Origin of the sequence: Brevibacterium sp. RIT 803 (genome assembly GCF_016892625.1) — a bacterium.
Lineage (GTDB): Bacteria > Actinomycetota > Actinomycetes > Actinomycetales > Brevibacteriaceae > Brevibacterium.
The window spans coordinates 583,204-601,824 of sequence record NZ_JAFEMW010000001.1 but is presented as its reverse complement, the minus strand read 5'-3'; the positions used below and the strand labels follow the sequence as shown (position 1 = coordinate 601,824).

General features: G+C 59.5%; 14 protein-coding genes. 4 read left to right on the top strand and 10 right to left on the bottom strand.

The genetic code is table 11. The features are described from left to right. Positions 1 to 33: 33 nt before the first annotated feature. The 8 genes from JTF07_RS02815 to JTF07_RS02780 form a co-directional block, all read right to left on the bottom strand. Entirely contained in the window at positions 34 to 3,723 is a 3,690-nt protein-coding gene (locus JTF07_RS02815) for an FtsK/SpoIIIE domain-containing protein (protein WP_204232797.1), read from the bottom strand. Between the two features lie 142 nt (positions 3,724 to 3,865). Continuing rightward, entirely contained in the window at positions 3,866 to 4,306 is a 441-nt protein-coding gene (locus tag JTF07_RS02810; RefSeq protein ID WP_204232796.1) for a pilus assembly protein TadG-related protein, read from the bottom strand. A gap of 1 nt (position 4,307) precedes the next feature. Continuing rightward, positions 4,308 to 4,754 (bottom strand): hypothetical protein, encoded by a 447-nt coding sequence (locus JTF07_RS02805; RefSeq protein WP_353843852.1) that lies wholly within the window; start codon positions 4,752 to 4,754, stop codon positions 4,308 to 4,310. Further along, complete coding sequence (locus tag JTF07_RS02800; RefSeq protein ID WP_204232795.1) at positions 4,747 to 5,151, bottom strand: TadE/TadG family type IV pilus assembly protein; 405 nt, start codon at positions 5,149 to 5,151, stop codon at positions 4,747 to 4,749. Before JTF07_RS02800 ends, JTF07_RS02805 begins: the two co-directional genes overlap by 8 nt. After that, complete coding sequence (locus JTF07_RS02795; protein ID WP_213018575.1) at positions 5,148 to 5,381, bottom strand: hypothetical protein; 234 nt, start codon at positions 5,379 to 5,381, stop codon at positions 5,148 to 5,150. The genes JTF07_RS02800 and JTF07_RS02795 overlap by 4 nt, the downstream gene beginning before the upstream one ends. Positions 5,382 to 5,479: 98 nt before the next feature. Beyond that, entirely contained in the window at positions 5,480 to 6,418 is a 939-nt protein-coding gene (locus tag JTF07_RS02790; RefSeq protein WP_204232794.1) for a type II secretion system F family protein, read from the bottom strand. Further along, positions 6,415 to 7,344 carry a type II secretion system F family protein gene (locus tag JTF07_RS02785; RefSeq protein WP_204232793.1) on the bottom strand — a complete coding sequence of 310 codons (930 nt, stop codon included), beginning with the start codon at positions 7,342 to 7,344 and terminating at the stop codon, positions 6,415 to 6,417. Before JTF07_RS02785 ends, JTF07_RS02790 begins: the two co-directional genes overlap by 4 nt. Continuing rightward, positions 7,341 to 7,634, bottom strand: coding sequence for a P-loop NTPase family protein (locus JTF07_RS02780; RefSeq protein WP_204232792.1), 294 nt, complete (start codon positions 7,632 to 7,634; stop codon positions 7,341 to 7,343). Before JTF07_RS02780 ends, JTF07_RS02785 begins: the two co-directional genes overlap by 4 nt. A gap of 15 nt (positions 7,635 to 7,649) precedes the next feature. On the opposite strand from JTF07_RS02780, the gene JTF07_RS02775 reads away from it, so the two are divergent. Beyond that, the gene (locus JTF07_RS02775; protein WP_204232791.1) at positions 7,650 to 9,188 is read left to right on the top strand and encodes a recombinase family protein; all 1,539 of its coding nucleotides are present in this window, start codon (positions 7,650 to 7,652) and stop codon (positions 9,186 to 9,188) included. 8 nt (positions 9,189 to 9,196) lie between these two features. Here the strand turns inward: JTF07_RS02775 and JTF07_RS02770 are convergent, their stop codons facing one another. Next, positions 9,197 to 9,373, bottom strand: coding sequence for a hypothetical protein (locus JTF07_RS02770; RefSeq protein WP_204232790.1), 177 nt, complete (start codon positions 9,371 to 9,373; stop codon positions 9,197 to 9,199). A gap of 390 nt (positions 9,374 to 9,763) precedes the next feature. Beyond that, positions 9,764 to 10,687 (bottom strand): LysR family transcriptional regulator, encoded by a 924-nt coding sequence (locus JTF07_RS02765; RefSeq protein WP_204232789.1) that lies wholly within the window; start codon positions 10,685 to 10,687, stop codon positions 9,764 to 9,766. Positions 10,688 to 10,797: 110 nt separating this feature from the next. Here JTF07_RS02765 and JTF07_RS02760 point away from each other — a divergent pair, with 110 nt between their 5' ends. From JTF07_RS02760 to JTF07_RS02750, 3 genes are all read left to right on the top strand, one after another. Then, positions 10,798 to 11,820: an MBL fold metallo-hydrolase gene (locus tag JTF07_RS02760; RefSeq protein ID WP_204232788.1), complete on the top strand. Its 1,023-nt coding sequence runs from the start codon at positions 10,798 to 10,800 to the stop codon at positions 11,818 to 11,820. Between the two features lie 54 nt (positions 11,821 to 11,874). Then, complete coding sequence (gene nhaC / locus JTF07_RS02755) at positions 11,875 to 13,299, top strand: Na+/H+ antiporter NhaC (RefSeq protein ID WP_204232787.1); 1,425 nt, start codon at positions 11,875 to 11,877, stop codon at positions 13,297 to 13,299. Positions 13,300 to 13,814: 515 nt separating this feature from the next. Continuing rightward, positions 13,815 to 18,620: a DEAD/DEAH box helicase gene (locus JTF07_RS02750; protein WP_204232786.1), complete on the top strand. Its 4,806-nt coding sequence runs from the start codon at positions 13,815 to 13,817 to the stop codon at positions 18,618 to 18,620. Position 18,621: the final 1 nt, after the last annotated feature.

Below are 18,621 nucleotides of genomic sequence, written 5' to 3'. Positions count from 1 at the left end.
CGCGTTGAGAAGACCGTGCCGAATGATTCGAGGTCAGAACGATTGATTCGAGTTCGCAAGAGAGTCCAGAGGGTGTGCCGGGCTAAGAATGCGATCAGCGGTTCTCTCCGCTGAGAAGAGCCTCACCGCCTGAGTTCGCTGCTCGGTGACGAACCATGCCGTCCCCGGATCCCCGTCGAGTGGCGGCAGCCTGAGCAGACCCAGATTGCTGAGGTCCTGCCTACTGTGGGCCCCGAGGATCAGCATCGGCCCCAGTCCTTGTGCCTTGGCCAGAGGGGAACCGTAGCCGGGAGTGAATCGCACCGGCATCGTCACGACATGCAGGCCACCGTCGAGGAGATCGAAGGCGTCCGGGTTCGCCTCCAGATGCGCATCGTCATGGACCGTCAGCGCCCGACTGCTGGCTGTGGCTGCAGCGGAGTGCGTCTGCTGCACGAGGTCTGCGGTCGCACTCTTGCCGGACTGCGGTGATCCGCGGACGCTGAGAACCTCTCCTTCACGGACCGGGTCCCACACTACGAGCGTCCCGAACGGGTCGACTCCCAGCGGGATCCCCGTACTCGCCGGATCCTGTCGCGCGGGCCCGTGCCCCGGCGCCGCTGTGAGTCCGCGCCATCGTGGTCCGAAGCTTCCGCGCCTGTCATCGCAGTCGTCCCCGCAGGCGATATTCTGATGGTGCGGCACCAACTGCACATCGGCGCCGTCACCGCCGGCTTCCTGTGCACTGGGGCCGACGAGCACTGCCCTGTATTCGGGCCATGTTCCGACGAACCGCTGCCGAGACAGTCCGACGCTGAGTCCATCACCTCCCGCGCCGGGCGGGAAGATCACCTGTGATGTGAAGGCCGCGCTTGTGCTCGCAGACGTGCGGCACCCGGCCAACAGGAACGTCAACCTCAACTCAGATCCGTGTTTGAGCAGCCGTTCCGTCTCGGCGGCCATCTGGTGGTCCATGGAATCGATGAACTCATTCCAGTTGCTGCACACAACGATCGTGGCCGGCAATTCTACGCCCGGGGGCACGTCTCGTACCGCCGGAGTACGGTGCAGGTGGTCGAGGATCGTGTGGAACCGCCACCCGGTGTCCATTCCGCAGGTGACCTCGGCCCAGCCCATAGACGCTGCGATGCGTCCCAGCGCCACGATACGGTGAGTCGCAGCGGCACTGGAAGCCATCCGTCGCATGACTGATGTGATGACACGAGGATCGGTGCCGACGATGATGATCGAGCCATCGACGGCAGGCGAATATGACCAGGTGCTCTGCTTCTGGTGGCTGGGCATGTCCACGATCCCGGCCACCGTCGTGCCCATCACCCCCGGAATGTTCTCTTCTGAACCACCCTCGCCAGACCATGCTGCGAGCAGCTCTGGGACATTCTCGGGATCGGGCAGTGGTGGGAGAACCACGGGACGAAGTGGATGCGGCGAGAGCTGTGATCGGTCGCCGGTCGCACGATGGGCCTGTTGGAGATTGCCGACACGGACCCCGTTGACGCTGTGTTGAGTGGGAAGACCTCGGCCAGGCTCCCATGGTCGGAGACGAGGCCGATGTCGCACCTCGGCGGAGGCAGAAGTGGAGGTGGGGACCGCGACCCGGAACTCAACGACCGACGAACCCGAGTCGAGGCACGCCGCTCCCGGTCTGTCCGGCGGCAGATGTGCGGCATCGTTGACTCCGATGACGTCGAAGGAATCAGCGTCTTCGCGCACGCGCAGGCACACCCTGATGTTGATATTGGCTTTCATCTGGCCGGTGACGACGCCGAGCGGGCGCTGCGTGGCGAGTATCAGATGCACTCCCAGGGATCGGCCCAGAGCTGTCAGGTGTTCCAGCAGGTCAGCTGCCTTCGGATGGGTCGCCATGAGTGCGTGGAATTCGTCGATGACGACGACCAGCCTCGGTGGGGGATCGACGAGTTCGAGGACATCGGAGCATCCCTGGTCGGCCAGGAGCCGCTCGCGTCGGGTGATCTCGGCACGGACGGAGACCAACGCGCGGAAGGCCGCTGCCGAATCGAAATCGTCGAGGACGCTGTCCGTGTGCGGAAGGTGCTCCAACGGGGAAAAAGTCGCCCCACCCTTGTAATCGATGAGAACGAACGTCAGCCGCCGAGGTGGATGTTCCAGAGCCATTGCGAGCAGCCAGGTCTGGAGCAGAATGGATTTTCCGCTGCCGGTCGTCCCCGCGACGAGGGCGTGGGGGCCGTCGTTGAAGAGGTCGAGGGTGACGTCCCCGTCTCGACCGCGTCCGATCGTCACCGGCCCGGGAGGAGTTCGTGCCCAGCGGTGGCGAATGGCTTGTGGCCCGTCATCGTAGAGGTCGCCGAGGCCGTGGTTCGGCAACCTCTCGGCCCCGGTTCTGTTCGCCTGTCGGTGATCGAGCGTGAGGAATCGGCCGGGCGGCATGAGTGCGGCGATGAGCGTTCTGCCCGGCACTGGGCCGTGTGCTGCCGATGAGTCGACGGTGCGTGCCTGGGCCAGACTGCCCAATGACAGCGAGATCGATGCGGTGGGTGCGGGGGCGTGCAGCTGCAACGTCGTCGGATTCTGATCGGCCAAGTGCACGCCGATCGCCGACTCGTTTCGGTCCTCGTGGCGGCTTCCCTGCAGTTCCGGCAGTCGGAGCAGTTCTGGAGACGGGAACCAGTCGTAGGTGGAGTCGGCCAGCCAGGACAGGGCCATGCGACGCAGCTGTTCGTGATCGCCTGTGACAGTCACCGAGGTTGTGTGCGGGTCGATGCGCAGCGGCACATCGTCGATGATGACCGCTCCATCGAAATGGTTGGTGCACTCGCGGAGTTCATCGGCAATCGTGATGGGGCTGCGAGCAGATCCGAAGCCGAGACACAGACCCGAACTGGTCTGCAGCCGGAGTCTGTGTTCGGCGATCACAGTGTCCAATCTCTGCCGTGCTGCCTCGACCGCTGCTCGTCGGTCGATGACACATTGGGCGCAATCGCGGACGTACCGACGTTTCTCCACGACATAGGCGACGTATCCGGAGACCGGTGCGGAGACGCTGAAAAGGAGGAACCACCACATTCCGGTGACGAGCGCGAGTACTCCACCGATGGCGATGGGGATGAGGAATGCCCACCATTGGGGAGGTTTCGCGGGGCGAGGCTCGTCGATGGGCGCGGGCGCCACGTGTGTGGGCTCTCGTCGGGTGTCGGTGGAGGCTCGAGGTCGGGGAAGGCGCGAGCAGGCTTCACTGGGCTGGGTTCTATCGGGGGAAGCCGGTGAGAAGATCGTGGTGCCCAACGATGAGAACGTCTGCTCTCTGGCAGGACCGAGCTCCAGTCGCGTCGGCTGACGGGACATGCAGGGGTCGGCGATGGTCAGACAGTCAGGATGGCTGATGCGGCTGAGCAGAGGGGAGCGGGGGTCGATGCCGATTGTGAATCCCGAATCCGGTCCTGCGAGCACCGAGACGGCTGCCGATCCGGATCCGCGACGGAGAGCGGATACTCCGAGAAGTGTGACAGGGTTCAGCGACTGCCACCGACCCCAAGCCATGGATCTCACCATGGTCTCCGGGTTCTCTCGTGCCTCGGAGTCCATCGGCAGTCGGTTGCCTGCGACGAGGTCGGCCGAGGTCAGGATCGGACCGAAGACGGTGCGAAATACCTCAAGGACGGGCAGCTCAGAATCTGCCTCGATCACATCGGTGCGAATGTGGGCGTTTGCGTTGATGCGATGAATGAGGCCGAGCGTGTTCATGCTCTCAGGATCACGAGCCGTGTCACACCTGGCAAGGGTTTCCTACGCCACTGTGGACAAGGAGTCTGCGTCCACAGGCTATACGAGCAGAAGTGGGGGAGACATCAACAGGAGTAGAAGTCGGAGTCGTTGGATGGGATCATCACGAAATGCGCAGCGAACCACGAGCGTATGCGGTGGCCTGCAGCTCGATGAGGTCGGGGACGAAAGGTGACAGCAGTGCGGGTGTGTAGTCGGCTCGCAGACGGATCACGACCGAATGCTGACCGTCCGCATCGGCGCTGAGCTCCACCTTGTGCAGCCCCTGCGGGGTCGGCACCGCGGCGACATAGCGACTGGCGGCCCGTTTCGCCGCAGTGGGTGAGAACACGAGGCCGGGCTCACCGCCAGGAGCGGGTTCGAACGAGTCGGAGGCGGCCAGCGCCGCGGAATCCGCCACGCTCTGCAATTCCCGTCTGGTCATGTGCAGATCCGTCAGCGCTGCGATGAGGAAGGCCAACAGCAGAGCGATGACGACGAAGCCGATCGCCAGTGGAGTGATCGACCCTTCATCAGAGTGGACTCGGTGCTGTTTTTGCGCCATCTCAGGCCCGACCCGCAGTGGCGACGACATCCGTGTGGGTGGCACGAAGAGTGATGTGCGGGGAATGCTCGGTGCCGAAGAGGAGTGGGAGCCCGGGCAGAGACACCTTCGTCTCGACCCGTGCGGTGATGAGGGAACCTGCCTGTCCACAGGGTCCAGAGCATGAGTAGTCGATGGTGGTGGGGACACCGGTAAGTCCGAAATCGGTGAAATGCATGTCGGCAACCTGGCCGGCCCTGCGTTCGGAGGGGTCGGCATCGCGGGCGGCGATCCGGGAGGCCGAGATCGCCGTCGACGTGGTGGCATAGCTGGCGGCCTGCAGCTGGGAGATCGCGAGCATGAGATAGACGACGGGGATGAGCAGCACGATCGAAGCGAAGATGAATTCGATGACGGCGGTGCCCGCATCGGTGTGCTCCTCCGGCATCTGCGCGTCAGTCTCAGTCACTGTCGACGTCCTCAGCGATGGACCGTCCGCTCAGATCCCACACCTCGGCGGGACCCCACAGGCCGAGGACGGGCAACGGCGTCCGCACTCGGACCTCGACGACGTCGACCTGCGCGCGCTTCACCGTTGTGACGGTGATCGACTGAGCGTAGCGCTCGCCCACAGACACGGTGATGAGCTCGGAAGCCAGGCGTTTGCCATCTGCCATTGACTGATCAGCGAGGCTGGCTTGGCGGGCACCGGCGATGGCCGAATCGATGACGGTGTTACGGACGTGGATGACCAGACCGATCTGCAGGGTTCCGGCCAGCACAAGGGCCAGGAGCGAACCGATGAGGGCGAACTCAACGATCGCGGAACCGGAATCAGCCCGAGCTTCGCGCTCCTGGTGACTCACCCGGCGCCCCTGACCTTGTTCATGGCGTCCTGGAACATCGAGGTGAAGGCTTCGCCGGCCAACGCCCACAAGGCGACGACCAAACCTGCTGTCATCAGCGTGATGAGCACCCAGCCGGGAACGTCACCGCGGTCCGGTCGATCACCTCGGCGCTCGCCTCGGCAGTCTGGGTCATCAGTTGAGAGGCCGATGACGAACACAGCGAATCGGTTCATCAGGTGGTGGAACATGGTGTCTCCTTCTGCGGTGCAATCGGGTTGCGGGGTGATCAGATGGTGAGGCGATCAGACGGTGGCAGAACCGGGCTGAGAGCGCGCGTCGGCTCAGGTCATGGACTCAGATCGAGGACGGTGAGTGAGGGAAAGACGGCGAAGATGACGGTCACCGGGAGCACGAAGACGACCACAGGAACCAACATTCCGATCTCCTTCTTCCCCGACAGCTCGAGCAGACGGCGGCGTGACTGCTCCCGCACATCGGCAGCTTGGGCACGGAGGACCTCCGCCAGTGGGGTTCCGCGGGTCATCGACACGGCCAGTCCGTCGACGAACTGCACGATCTCGGGGATGGCGATCCTGGTGGCCATCGAGTCGAGCGCATCGACGAGCGGTGTCCCGGTTCTCGTCGTCGCCAGAGCGGTGCGCAGTTCATCGACCAGGTCTCCTGAACAGGTGCGGCACACCCGTTCGAGTGCTTCGACGATTCCCTCACCAGCGGTGATGGACAGTGCAAGGAGTTCGGCAACGGTGGGAAACTCTGCGAGGACACGCGACTCGTGGCGGGCGATGGCTTGGCTCAGGCGCCAGTCGTTGGCGATGTGTCCGGCGATGCCACCGCTGATGATGAGAACGAGGGTGACAACGGGGGAGAAGCCGCGTTGTGCCGAAAGCAGTCCGGCCACGCATCCGGCGGCGATCATTCCGGCCAGAATGCTCAGAACCTGATTGATTCGGAAGCGTTCCAGAGACGCACCCCCGCCGAGGCGGTTGATCCGCAGGTTCAACGTTGCGTCGGTGGTGATCCGGGATGTCACCCAGATGGTGGCGCCGAACGTGGCGGACTTGAGCAGTCCCAGCAGCCCCTCCCTGCGGGGAGTCGGCGGAGCGTAGATGTCGACCAATGATTCCTGATCACGCAGATACGGTGCGATGCGAGATGACAGCGGCGGTCGCCGCAGAGGCGGCAGGGAGAGGATGAAGACGCAGAGTGCGAGCCCGTTGAAAGCACCGAGGGCAAGGATCGTGAGCGGATCGGTCAGCGCGCTCACAGCACCTCACTGCCCTCGGCCGAGTGGCGGAACGTCGAGGAGGACAGGGACGATCCTTCGATGACACGCGGCTCCTGTGGGAGCCTGCCGATCCGCTTCATCGCCTGATATGCCAACAGCGAGACGACGAATCCGGAGGCGAGGAGAAGCAGACCGGTCTGGGAGTTGTAGGCAGCCGCTGTCTCCGGCCTGGTCGACAGGAACGCGAGCACCACCCAGGGAGCGGCCACCGCCAGACGGGCACCGTTGATCGTCCACTGCTGACGGGCGGAGAGTTCATTGCGAGTGCGTGCATCGTCGCGGACGAATTGGGCGAGTGCTCGCAGCATCGTGCCGAGGTCACTTCCGCCGACCTGCCTGGTCACGCTGAGCGCGACGACGATCCGGTCGGCCACAGGGTCGGCGCTGACCTGACGGAAGCGTTCGAGTGCGATGGCGAATGAACCGCTGGCTCGATACTCCTCGGCGAAGACCTCGAACAGGGGTCGCAGCGGTTCGGGCCCGCGGTGGGCGAGCGAACTCAGAGCCTCGGGCAGCGACAGGCCGGCGCGCACACCGGAATTGAGATGGTCGAGGGTCTCGGGCCACAGTTCGCGGCGCATCACCTGTTTGCTCCGAGCACGATGTTGGAGCAGTCTGTGCGGCAACCACGAGGCGAAGAGACCGAAGCACAAGGCGATGGCCCACGAGCCGGTGAGGACGGTGGCGACGACGACAACAACAATGAAGACGGACACGGCGATGAGAACGAGGTGGCCCGGGTGCAGCCGTGGGAAGCCGGCCCCGGTGAGCATGTCGTCGAGTTCGCGTACCCATCGTCGCTGTACCCGTCTCTTCGACTGTCTCTGCCACAGCGACATCCACAGCAGGAAGAGACCGGCGCCGAAACACGCGCCGATGAGAAGACTGAATTGGGAATAGCTCATGCGGCTTCCAGGATGGAATGGAGATCCTTGCCGATGGCGGAGAATCGTTCGCCGAGGTGGCCGAACCCCTGCCCGCGAACCAGTTGTCCCTGCGGCGAATGGAAGATCGTGTCGAGTTCGACGACGTCGCCTTCGACGCCACCGGGGACGGCACAGATCTCACCGACGAGTCGGGTCCCGTTCGGGTCACGGCGTAGGTGGACGACGACGTCGATGCTCACTGCCACGGTGGGGACGACGAACGACGAGGAGATGTTCGCCCCGGCCAGTATATAAAAGAGAATGTGCAAAGGTAGACTGGTCAGATGGGGCAACGTGGAGTGATTTACGGTCGTGCATCGAAGGACGCCAGACACACTGGCACGAGTGTGGACAAGCAGATCGAACGCGGAGAGTATTGGGCCCGGGGAGAGGGAATTGAGCTCCTTCAACCGATCCGAGATGACAATATGGGTGCGACACGAGGTTCGCGAGAACGGCCAGGTTTCAAGAAGGTCCGAGACCTTATTGAACAGCGAGCGATCGATGTCTTGATTCTCTGGGAAGTGTCCCGATCGACGCGCGATGCCACAGAATCCATGGGCCTCTTAGATGTGGCAGAAGACAACAACGTCGCCATTGCAGTCGATGGAAAGCGCTACGACCCGGCTGATGACACTGATCGAATCCAGCTGCAGTTCATGTTCATGATGGCCGACAGCGAAGGGCGTCGAACAAAGAAGCGCAATGTCGACTCTGTGACGACCAATGCTCATCGCGGAACGCCCCACGGCCGACTGCCATACGGATATCGCCGCATTTACGATTCATCCAATGGAGTCTTGCTCCAGCAGACTCCATTGGACGAAGACGGCCAACTTCTCCCCGAAGCAAAGGTGCTCGCTGAAGCTGCCCGCGATGTTCTCAGCGGAGTGCCGATCAGACGGATATGCATACAGCTCAACGAACGAGGAGTTCCCAGCCCCCGTAAGCCGCGAGCGAAGACTCTGCAGGACAGTCCTGCTGATGTGGTGACGCTCTGGGAACGTGCGTCGCTTCGTCAGCTGCTACTCAACCCCACAATTGCTGGCAGGCGTATCTACAGAGGTGAAGACATCGGACCGGCGCAGTGGGAGCCGATTATTGAGTATGACCAGTGGCTCAAACTTAGGGCGCTCCTCTCCGACCCGTCTCGGCTCACCGTCCCTGTACCCAGAGGCCCATCGCCACGTCACCTGCTGACTGGCATCGCTCGGTGCGGTGTGTGCGGGGCCCGACTCAAGGCAGCGACCAACATGAAGAGGCTGAAGAAAGCGTATGTGTGCCGACATGAGGGGTGCATGAAGGTGACGGTCACAGGGGAGAGGGTTGACGCGATGGTCGAGGCAACCGTTCTCGCTCTATTCGCCTCGTCAGGTTTTCGCAGCAGCCTCGCCTCCGCCTATCGTGATCGCGCAGAGTCGCAGAAGAATGGTCCGGACATCGGTGCCCAGATTACGGAATTGGAAGAAGAGCGAGATGAACTCGAGTCGATGCGGGCACAGGATCCGCCGATCATTTCAACGCGTGCTTACGCTGCGGAGGATCTGCGCATAGAGAAGGCTATCGACAGGCTTCGCGCCTCGGAGGTCGCCACAGTCACCTCGCCTGTGCTTCGACGGATGCTGAGAGCGACGACTCTAGAGGAGAGTTGGAAGGCTGCCGACCTCATGGACCGTCGAGAAGTCATCCGAATTCTCTTCGATGTCACCATCAATCGTCCGGAGAAGAACACCGGGCAACGATTCGACCCGAACAGGGTTGTCGTCGAGCCAAGTGCTTTCCTCCGTGACGACGTTCTACAGGGGCAGGCACCGGGTCGCTAGTCTCGGAATCAGGCTGCGTCCGAAACATTGACTTGGCTGTGCGGGGATTCCGGCTCTAGGATGTCGATGAGACGCCTGGCGATCGTTGGGCCAGGCGAGGGGAACTTATCCAGGGTGGTTGTCAGCCAGTCGTGAAAGTCATCTGAGTCGGTGATCGATTCGATGCTTGTGGTCGGGGCGGTCATGATGAGAAACCTCAAGAGTCTACAAGGTTCCGGTTCCCCGCCACGATAGTTGGGCTGTTTGACCGGCTTCCTATTCGGGAGTAGCACCCCGTGCTTCAAAGTCACGGCCCCGATGGGATCTCATCTGTAAGTAATCAATTTTACCAGCCGAGAGGCTCGATGCAAGAGAAAATGCATCGCTGAGGATGATCGGCGGAGCCGTCCGATCGGCCAAAGCATGGTGTTCAGGACGGGCTACATTCTCCATGCAATCATCGTTGTGGCATGGCCCTTATCTAGCGCTTGCCGGATGATGCGCCAATCGGACACTTTAGAGAGGAACCTATCTGGCCTTCTCGCGGCTTGGCCAGGAAGCGTTGACGTTCGTTCTTGCGCAACAGGTTAGCGGGGTCAGAGCCCCCAATCGGTTACTGTGCCATCTTTAGTGAAGAGCTTCCTTAGAAACCACACGGCTTCGTCCATTCGGCGAGATGGTCGGATTCCTCTGGGTATGACCGCACTGATGGCATTCCTCGGAATGGCGTCCGCGACAGGAATTTCGACGATCCCCGGTCCCGGGGTACTGGTCTCGTCAGGGAGGGAATAGCGTAGGGAATAACCGAGTCCGCTCGCGACCAGTGCAGTGACAGTCGCGAGATTCGCGCTAGTCCACTTAATCCGCGGTTCGACGCCGGCTGCGCGCATGAACTCGATGGACCGGTCACGGCTGGGTGGAATATCGATCAAGATTGCGGACTCATGGGCGACTTCGCTGAAGGAGATTTCTGGTCTGTCGCCGAGCGGGTGTGAGGACGGGAGCATGATTTTGAGAACAACTTCGGTGAGTTCGATGGGTTCGACTGCGTCGATGGTCTGTCGCGAGAAGACGACGGCAATGTCCAGCACCCCATTGATGAGTGCTGCCTGCAAGTCACCAGCGGAACCCTCCTGATAGTTAAACGTCACCTGTGGGTGTTCTCGTTCGAAGTGTGCAGCTAATGGCGGTACGACGTGCGGCGATAGTGATGAGACACAGCCGATCTCGAGGGGCCCTGACATCTCGGTGTCTCCAACGGTTGCCGAATGTTCGAGGTCGGCAGTCATAGCGAGAATCTGTCGCGCACGTGCCGAGAGTTCCCTTCCTGCTCGGGTGGGCACGACACCTTTGGCCCGGTTGCGAATGAGCAGATCCGTACCTAGCCGTTTTTCCAGCTGTCCAATAGCCATTGACACTGTTGCCTGAGTGACATTGACCTGCCTCGAGGCTGCCGTCACCGATCCGGTATCGATGATGGCGACGAAGTATTCGAGCTGACGCAGCGTAATGTCACTCATCAATAATTCCTATGTGCTTGTTCATAACTATTGATTCTACAAAATCGGTGATGTGAAGCACACTGGGGATTGATCGTTACATCACCGATTATGAGGGGCCGCATCAATCCATGTCTGAAGACAACAGTCCGCACGTCATCACGTTGGGGACAGCAGGCGGACCACGATGGTGGCGCTATCGTGAGCAGAAGGTTCGCGCAGGTATTTCCACTGCTGTCGTCGTCGGCGGTGCAGTCTACATGATTGATTGCGGCTACAGTGCGGGACGCCAGCTTGTCGAAGCCGGACACAGTCTCGACGCAGTGCAAGCAATGTTCTTGACCCATCTGCACTCGGACCACATCGCGGATCTCGCGTCGATCGCGATGTTCAGTACGTTCGAGATCTCAGACGAAGAGCGAGGCCCAATCACTCTCATCGGTCCGGGGGATCGAGGCACATTGCCGACGGTTTCGCCACATGCGAAGGTACCGCCTCGGCCCGTGTCCGAGCACTCACCGACGCCAGGCACCATTGAGACCTTTACCCGATTGGTTGAAGCCAATGCTACCGACCTCAACGAGAGAATCCTCGACAGCCTTCGACCATCTCCATTAGACCTGTTCCAGGCTCACGACATCGCCCTCCCCGAGGGGATCGGTTTCGAGCCGAACGAGAATCCTGCGCCGCAGATGGCTCCCTTCGTCGTGTACGAAGACAGTCATGTTCGCGTGTCGGCGATACTGGTGGACCACCCTCCGATGGCACCGGCATTCGGCTATCGATTCGACACAGATGATGGCTCAGTGGTCATCTCTGGCGATACGGCTTTTACTCCGAACATGATCGCGCTTGCCGAAGGGGCTGATCTGCTGCTGCACGAGGCCATTGACCTGGAATGGTTGACAATGAAGTTCCCCGACCCGACGAGTGCTCAGGCGCGCGCGATTCGGAGTCATCACGAACGGTCTCATACGTCGATCTCGGACGCGCTGGCTGTAGCTCGCACGGCCGACGTCGGTCAGCTGGCGCTGCATCACCTCGTCCCGGGAACATCGGGGCCCTCCCTCGAGCGGCAGCTCTCCGGCGAGACCGGCCTGAACGCTGTGGTGCCTGATGATCTCGACATCATTCCATTTGGCCAGCACCGCTAGCGCCTTGTATCCAGGACAATCAATTTGCCCCTACCAACTCTCGGAGTGACAACGATGTACACGCCCAAGAAGCCGAACTTCATCATCGCGACCCTGCCGCTGCTGACTCTCATCGGGATGGCTTTTATGTCGACCGTGTATTGGGGCGTTGGCATGCTCGTACCGATTATCACCGGCATCGCAGTTGCAGGCCTCATCGGAAAGGCACTGGGATACTCGTGGCGCGAGCTCGAGCAGTCGCTGACAGACGGCGTGAGCAAGGCGTTGCCCGCCGTGTTTATTCTGATCCTGATAGGCATGATTATCGGCACATGGATCAGTGGAGGCATTATTCCTACGCTGGTCTACTACGGGTTAAGCATCATCAATCCAAGTCTGTTCCTACCGCTGGTGTGCCTGATCACAGCGTTCGTCTCGCTCGTTTTGGGCAGTTCATTCACGTCGATCGCCACCATTGGCCTGGCCTTCATGGCGATCGGCGAGGGAATGGACATGCCAGCACCGATCGTCGCCGGAGCAGTGATCTCAGGAGCATTCTTTGGTGACAAGCTCTCACCACTGTCGGATACCACGAACGTGGCACCCGCGATGGTCGGAGAGAACCTCTTCGACCACATACGACACATGCTCTGGGACACGATTCCGGCGCTGACCATCAGCGCCATCCTCTATTGGATCATCGGCCTCAAAGTCGTCGGCAACTCACCAGCAGGAGCTGGAGACCCTGATGCAATACTTGCCGGGTTGCAGGACCAATTCACGATTCACCCACTCATACTCATTGTGGTCGTACTGGCGTTGGTCCTCATCGCTATGAGAGTGCCAGCAATTCCGGCACTCATTGTCATCGCCCTCATGGGAGCGATCACGGCAATATTGGTTCAAGGCAGGTCGCTGGGGGAGACGCTCCAGGCAATGACTGCTGGATACACCTCGGATTCTGGGCAGGGAGCAATCGATAGCCTGTTGAGCAACGGCGGTATATCGTCGATGTTCGAAACGGTCGGCCTCGTCATCGTCGCCACTGCTCTCGGTGGGATCTTGGAGAAGACGGGTATCTTCGCTGCCTTGATGGACCCACTCATTCGTCGGATCAAACGGACTGGCTCGCTCATCGCGGCAACGATCTTCGCGACATTCCTCGTCGGGTTCTCCAGCGGTGCCCAGTTCCTCGCAATCATTCTGCCGGCTCGTGGGTTCCTGGAGTCTTACAGGAAGATGAATCTCTCCCCGTTGAACCTCTCTAGAGCTGTCGAAGCCGCTGGGACTGTCGGCATCAACCTCGTTCCGTGGGGAGTGCCAGCAGTCTTTGCCGCCGGTGTGTTCGGCATCGCACCTACCCAGTTCATTCCCTGGGTTTTGTTCGCGTTTATCGTTCCATTGCTCAACATCATTTATGGCTACACAGGGTTCAGTATCAAGCGGATCACATCGTCTGAGCGATCGCAGGAGAACGAGATGTCGCGGTCGGCTGAATGAGGCTGCAGAACCTCCACAACCCGCTCGACTCCAGCTGTGATGTCGTCTCGGGGACCAAATTCGGTGTTGTGTTGGTTAACCTATGTCGCCGGACGGTATGGCGAGGTGTACAACGAGCTTCGGAGGTGGCAGACCGGATTGCGACGGGAAGGAGAGATGTCACGCGCATGCGGTCGCTGTTGATCCACACATCGGAATATTCGATTGCTCGACTATCTGCAAGATAGCTGAACTACTGAAAGCATTGCACGCGTCTACCGCAGACGATTCCCAACGCGCTCGAGACTTCTATGTTCCCGGAGCCAGGTGAAATTCTAATGAGAGGCCGACTGAGCTCGGGGAAAGCCGGCACGCCATCTGAACATCGGAAACGTTGTTCAGGTGGCCTGGTCCCTATTTAAAAGATGGGGTATCTCGACTCGAAGCTCGGCACTAGCTCAAGAACTGACCTGAGCCGGTCAACACCCGAGAAGTACTTATGAGGTTAAATGGGTGCGACCTGAGATACTGATTCTATGGCAATGTCTATTCGTGACCTCCTTGAAGATCTCAATTCTTTCTCCCTCGACAAGCGGGACAAAGGGGACCGTTTTGAACGACTGATCAAGGCATACCTGTCCAACGAGCCAGAATGGAATGCGCGGTTTGAGAACGTGTGGCTATGGCCCGAATGGCCGGGCCGTGGCAAACGCACCGACACCGGCATCGACATCGTTGCGGAACGCCGCGACGGTCAAGGGTTGGCTGCCATCCAGTGCAAGTTCTATGCTCCTGGGCAGAAGGTGCCGAAGTCAGAGATTGACAAGTTCATCTCGTCATCAGCCGGCCATCAATGGACAGAGCGTTACATCTTCGATACCGCCGCTGGTTGGACTGGGAACGCTGAGGAGACCCTCGAAGGCGTCGCGCAGCGCATCGATATCGGCATACTTGATGATGCCCGGGTCGATTGGTCGAAGTATTCCTGGTCGAAGCCAGACGACGTTGAATTGGCAACGGCTCACCAGCCCCGACGGCACCAGAAAGCGGCGATCGACGATGTTCGGCAGGGTCTAGCCGAGCATGACCGGGGCAAGATGATTATGGCCTGCGGCACTGGCAAGACTTTCACCTCGTTGAAGATCGCCGAAGAGCAAGTCGGAGAGGGCGGCACAATGTTGTTCATGGTTCCGTCGCTCCAACTTCTGTCACAGTCGTTGCGGGAGTGGATGGCACAATCGGAAGTTGATATTCGCCCCTTCGCAGTCTGCTCAGATGTCCGCGTGGGCCGTAAGGTCGATGATTCTGGTGACTTGTCGACGATCGACCTCACCGAACCTGCCACTACAGATCCTCAGAAGCTTGTGGAACGGATGAAATCTGGTCGGCATGCGAAACCTCGAATGACTGTGGTCTTCTCCACCTATCAGTCAATCGACGTAATCTCACAGGCACAGCAACTGGGCCTAGGCGACTTCGACCTTGTGATCTGCGATGAGGCGCATCGGACGACAGGGGTGACCCTGGCTGGTCAGGATGAGTCTCACTTTGTAAAGGTCCACGACAACAATTTCATCCGAAGTTCCAAGCGCCTCTACATGACCGCCACCCCGAGGGTGTTCGACGACGCGGTGACGAAGAAGGCCATCGAGAACGACGCTGTTCTGGCCGACATGAACGACGAATCCACATTCGGCCCCGAGCTCCATCGTCTCGGGTTCGGTCAGGCAGTCGAGCAGAACCTGCTCACCGATTACAAGGTTATAGTGCTGACTATCGATGAGCAGTATGTAGCCAGCCACTTCCAGGCGACCATGGCCGAGGACGGTGAGATCCAGCTGGGCGACGCTGCGAAGCTCTTGGGTTGCTGGCAGGGTCTGGCGAAGAACTATCACCGGGGTGAGGCTGACATAGTCGAAGCGCCCATGCATCGAGCAGTGGCCTTCGCCAAGGACATTAGGGCCTCGAAGACTGCGACCCGTGCATTCCCCGCCCTCGTCGAACGCGCGCTGACGGACGAGTCACGCACGATCCCTCATGACCTACACGTCCAGTCCCGCCACGTCGACGGCACCATGAGCATCCGCCAGCGCAACGAGGATCTCGACTGGCTCAAAGAAAGCGCCGAGGAGAACGTTTGCCGGGTGCTCACGAACGCCCGCTGCCTATCCGAGGGCGTTGATGTCCCAGCGCTCGACGCGGTAATGTTCCTGACCCCGCGCGGCTCTCAAGTTGATGTCGTCCAGTCGGTGGGTCGTGTAATGCGCAAGGATCCGGCAGGTGTGAAGCAGCAGGGGTACATCATTCTTCCAGTTGTCGTGCCTTCGGACATGAAGCCGTCGGAGGCGCTGAGCGATAACAAGCGCTACAGGGTCGTCTGGCAGGTCCTGCAGGCGTTGCGGTCCCATGACGATCGCTTCCATGCCATGGTCAACCAGATAGACCTGAATTCGAGAAAGAACACGAAGATCGACATTGTCGACGGTACTCCGCCTCCTGTCGGAAACGGTGATGGTGATGGAAGCGGCGACGGCCTGGACACTCCCGGTGCGTTGAACGAGCAGCTGTCTTTCGACTTCGGATTCGAGAGCTTCCGCGACGGCATGTATGCCCGCATCGTGAAGAAGGTGGGGGAGAGGACCTATTGGGAGGACTGGGCCTCCGACGTCGCCGAGATCGCCGAACGGCACATCACGCGCATCACCGGCCTGCTCCGGAGCTCTGCGCAGGCACGGGAGAGGTTCGAGACGTTCCTCTGCGGCCTGCGAGGTAACCTCAACGAGTCGATCAGCGAGGATCAAGCGATCGAAATGCTGGCTCAGCACCTCATTACGAGGCCGGTCTTCGAAGCGCTGTTCGCCGGTTACGACTTCGAAACACACAATCCAGTCGCGCAGACTATGGAAGGCATGCTCGCTTTCCTCGACGAGCACGCCCTGGAGTCCGAGAACGCCACGCTGGAGGGCTTCTATGACTCCGTCCGTCGTCGTGTGGCCGGCGTGGACAACGCCGAGGGCCGGCAGAAGATCCTCGTCGACCTGTACAACAATTTCTTTGCCAAAGCCTTCAAGAAGACCGTCGACAAGCTCGGAATCGTCTATACACCGGTCGAGATCGTTGACTTTATCCTCCGGTCGGCGGACGAAGTTCTACGTGCCGAGTTCGATCAGTCGTTGTCCGATGAAGGTGTGCACATTCTCGACGGCTTCACGGGCACCGGCACCTTCATCGTCCGGCTGCTGCAGCTGGGCTTGATTGATCCACACGATCTGGCACGAAAGTATGCCGAGGAGATCCACGCCAACGAAATCCTACTGTTGGCCTACTACATCGCGGCGGTCAACATCGAGACGACCTATGCTGATGTGGCTGCCGAGCAGGGCTTGGGACCAGGACCTTTTCCAGGGCTCGTGCTCACGGACACTTTCCAGTCTTATGAGGACGGAGACAGACAAGACCTCGATGTATTCCCGGAGAATAACGAGCGTATTGCTCGTCAGCGAGAGTTGCCGATCACCGTCATAGTTGGGAATCCGCCATATTCCCATAAGCAAAGCAGTGGAAACGACGATAACGCAAACGAGTCGTATCCACTGCTGGAAGCCGAGATTCGAAACACGTATGGAAAACGCTCAACCGCGAAAAATAAAAATGCGCTCTATGATAGCTACATTCGAGCGATCAAGTGGGCGAGCTTGCGCATTGCGGAGCGAGGGATGATTGCATTTGTCACGAGCAACGGCTGGCTTGACGGCAACACTGCGGACGGAATGCGACTCAGCCTGGCCGACGAGTTCAGCGCTATTTACGTGTTCAACTTGCGGGGTGATCAGAATGTGTCCAACTGGCGAGCCGAAGGTGGAAAGGTATTCGGAGAAGGAAGTAAGTCAGGTATCGCGGTTACAGTGCTGGTTAAGAATACTAACGCACCGGGTCTAGCTCGAATCTATTATGAACAGGTTGACGATGGGCTTACCAGAGAACAAAAGCTAGAGCATGTCATCAGGACCAACTCGATTTTATCGATGGACTCGCGTTCGATTCATCCGAATCAGCACGGTGATTGGATTAGCCACAGGACTGATAGGTTTGGGACGTATCTTCCTATATACAATGAAGCTCACACGGGAATTTTTGGTGCTCTGGTGAACGGTGTGGGGACGAGTCGAGACGCGTGGGTTTATTCTTCGGGAACAGATTCTCTAAAGCGTTCGATGGAAATAGCGTGTAGTACGTATACGGAAGCTATTGAGGGTATTGTCAGCAGAGATCCGAAAAAGATTAAGTGGTCATCGTCCTTGGAGAATACGTTCAAGCGACGCAGTCCGTTGAAATTTGACGATTCCACCCCTTACGTGGCGATGTATCGTCCGTTCGAGAAGCAGCGACTCTATCCGGATTTCTCTTGGATTCACAGGCCGCGTACTGTGCGGGAGTTTTTTCCTCGTGCGGATATCCATAATCTCTCCATCTACATCACACCTGCCGCATCTTCGAAACCGTTCAGTGCATTCATGACACCTTCCGTCCCGGACCTGAACCTTTATGGGTCAGAGAGTGGGCAGGCGCTTATGCGTTATCAATACGAGCCTATTGACGCCACTAATCGCCCCCTCGAATTTGACACCTCGAACGACGAAATTTCTGCGCCCGGTAGTTATAGACGAATCGACAACATCACAGATTTCATGTGGGAGAAATTTCGCGCGAAGTATCCGGAGCAGCAGATCAGCAAGGACGACATCTTTTTCTACGTTTACGGTCTGTTACACTCGCCCGTATATCGTGAGGAGTACGCTGTCGACCTGAAGAAATCCCTGCCGCGTATCCCGATGGTCTCAGGCTTCCGCAGTTTCACAGATGCCGGGTGTGCCCTTTCCGAACTGCATCTCGACTTCGAGTCAGTCGAACCATTCCCTCTCGAGGGTCTGGACACGCACCCTGCGGCCGGAGTTGATCCCTATGCCTTTTACTCGGTCGGCGACAAGAGGATGAAGTTCGGCAAGCCGACTGCCGACCAGAAGGCCTCCGGAGAGAAAAAGGACTTCTCGACGATCCGCTACAACGACCGGATCACTGTGTCGGGTATCCCCGAAGAGGCATATCGATACCAGCTTGGCTCACGATCTGCGATCGAGTGGATCATAGACCGATACCATATCAAGACTGATAAACCCTCGGGCATCGTCAACGACCCCAACGACTGGTCGCGTGAGGTGGGCGACCCGCGCTACATCCTGGACCTGCTCGCCCGGGTAGTGACAGTCTCAGTTGAGACGATGAAGATCGTAGACGCGCTCCCGGCGCTGGACATCATTAATACCAACAGTGACGAAGATTGAT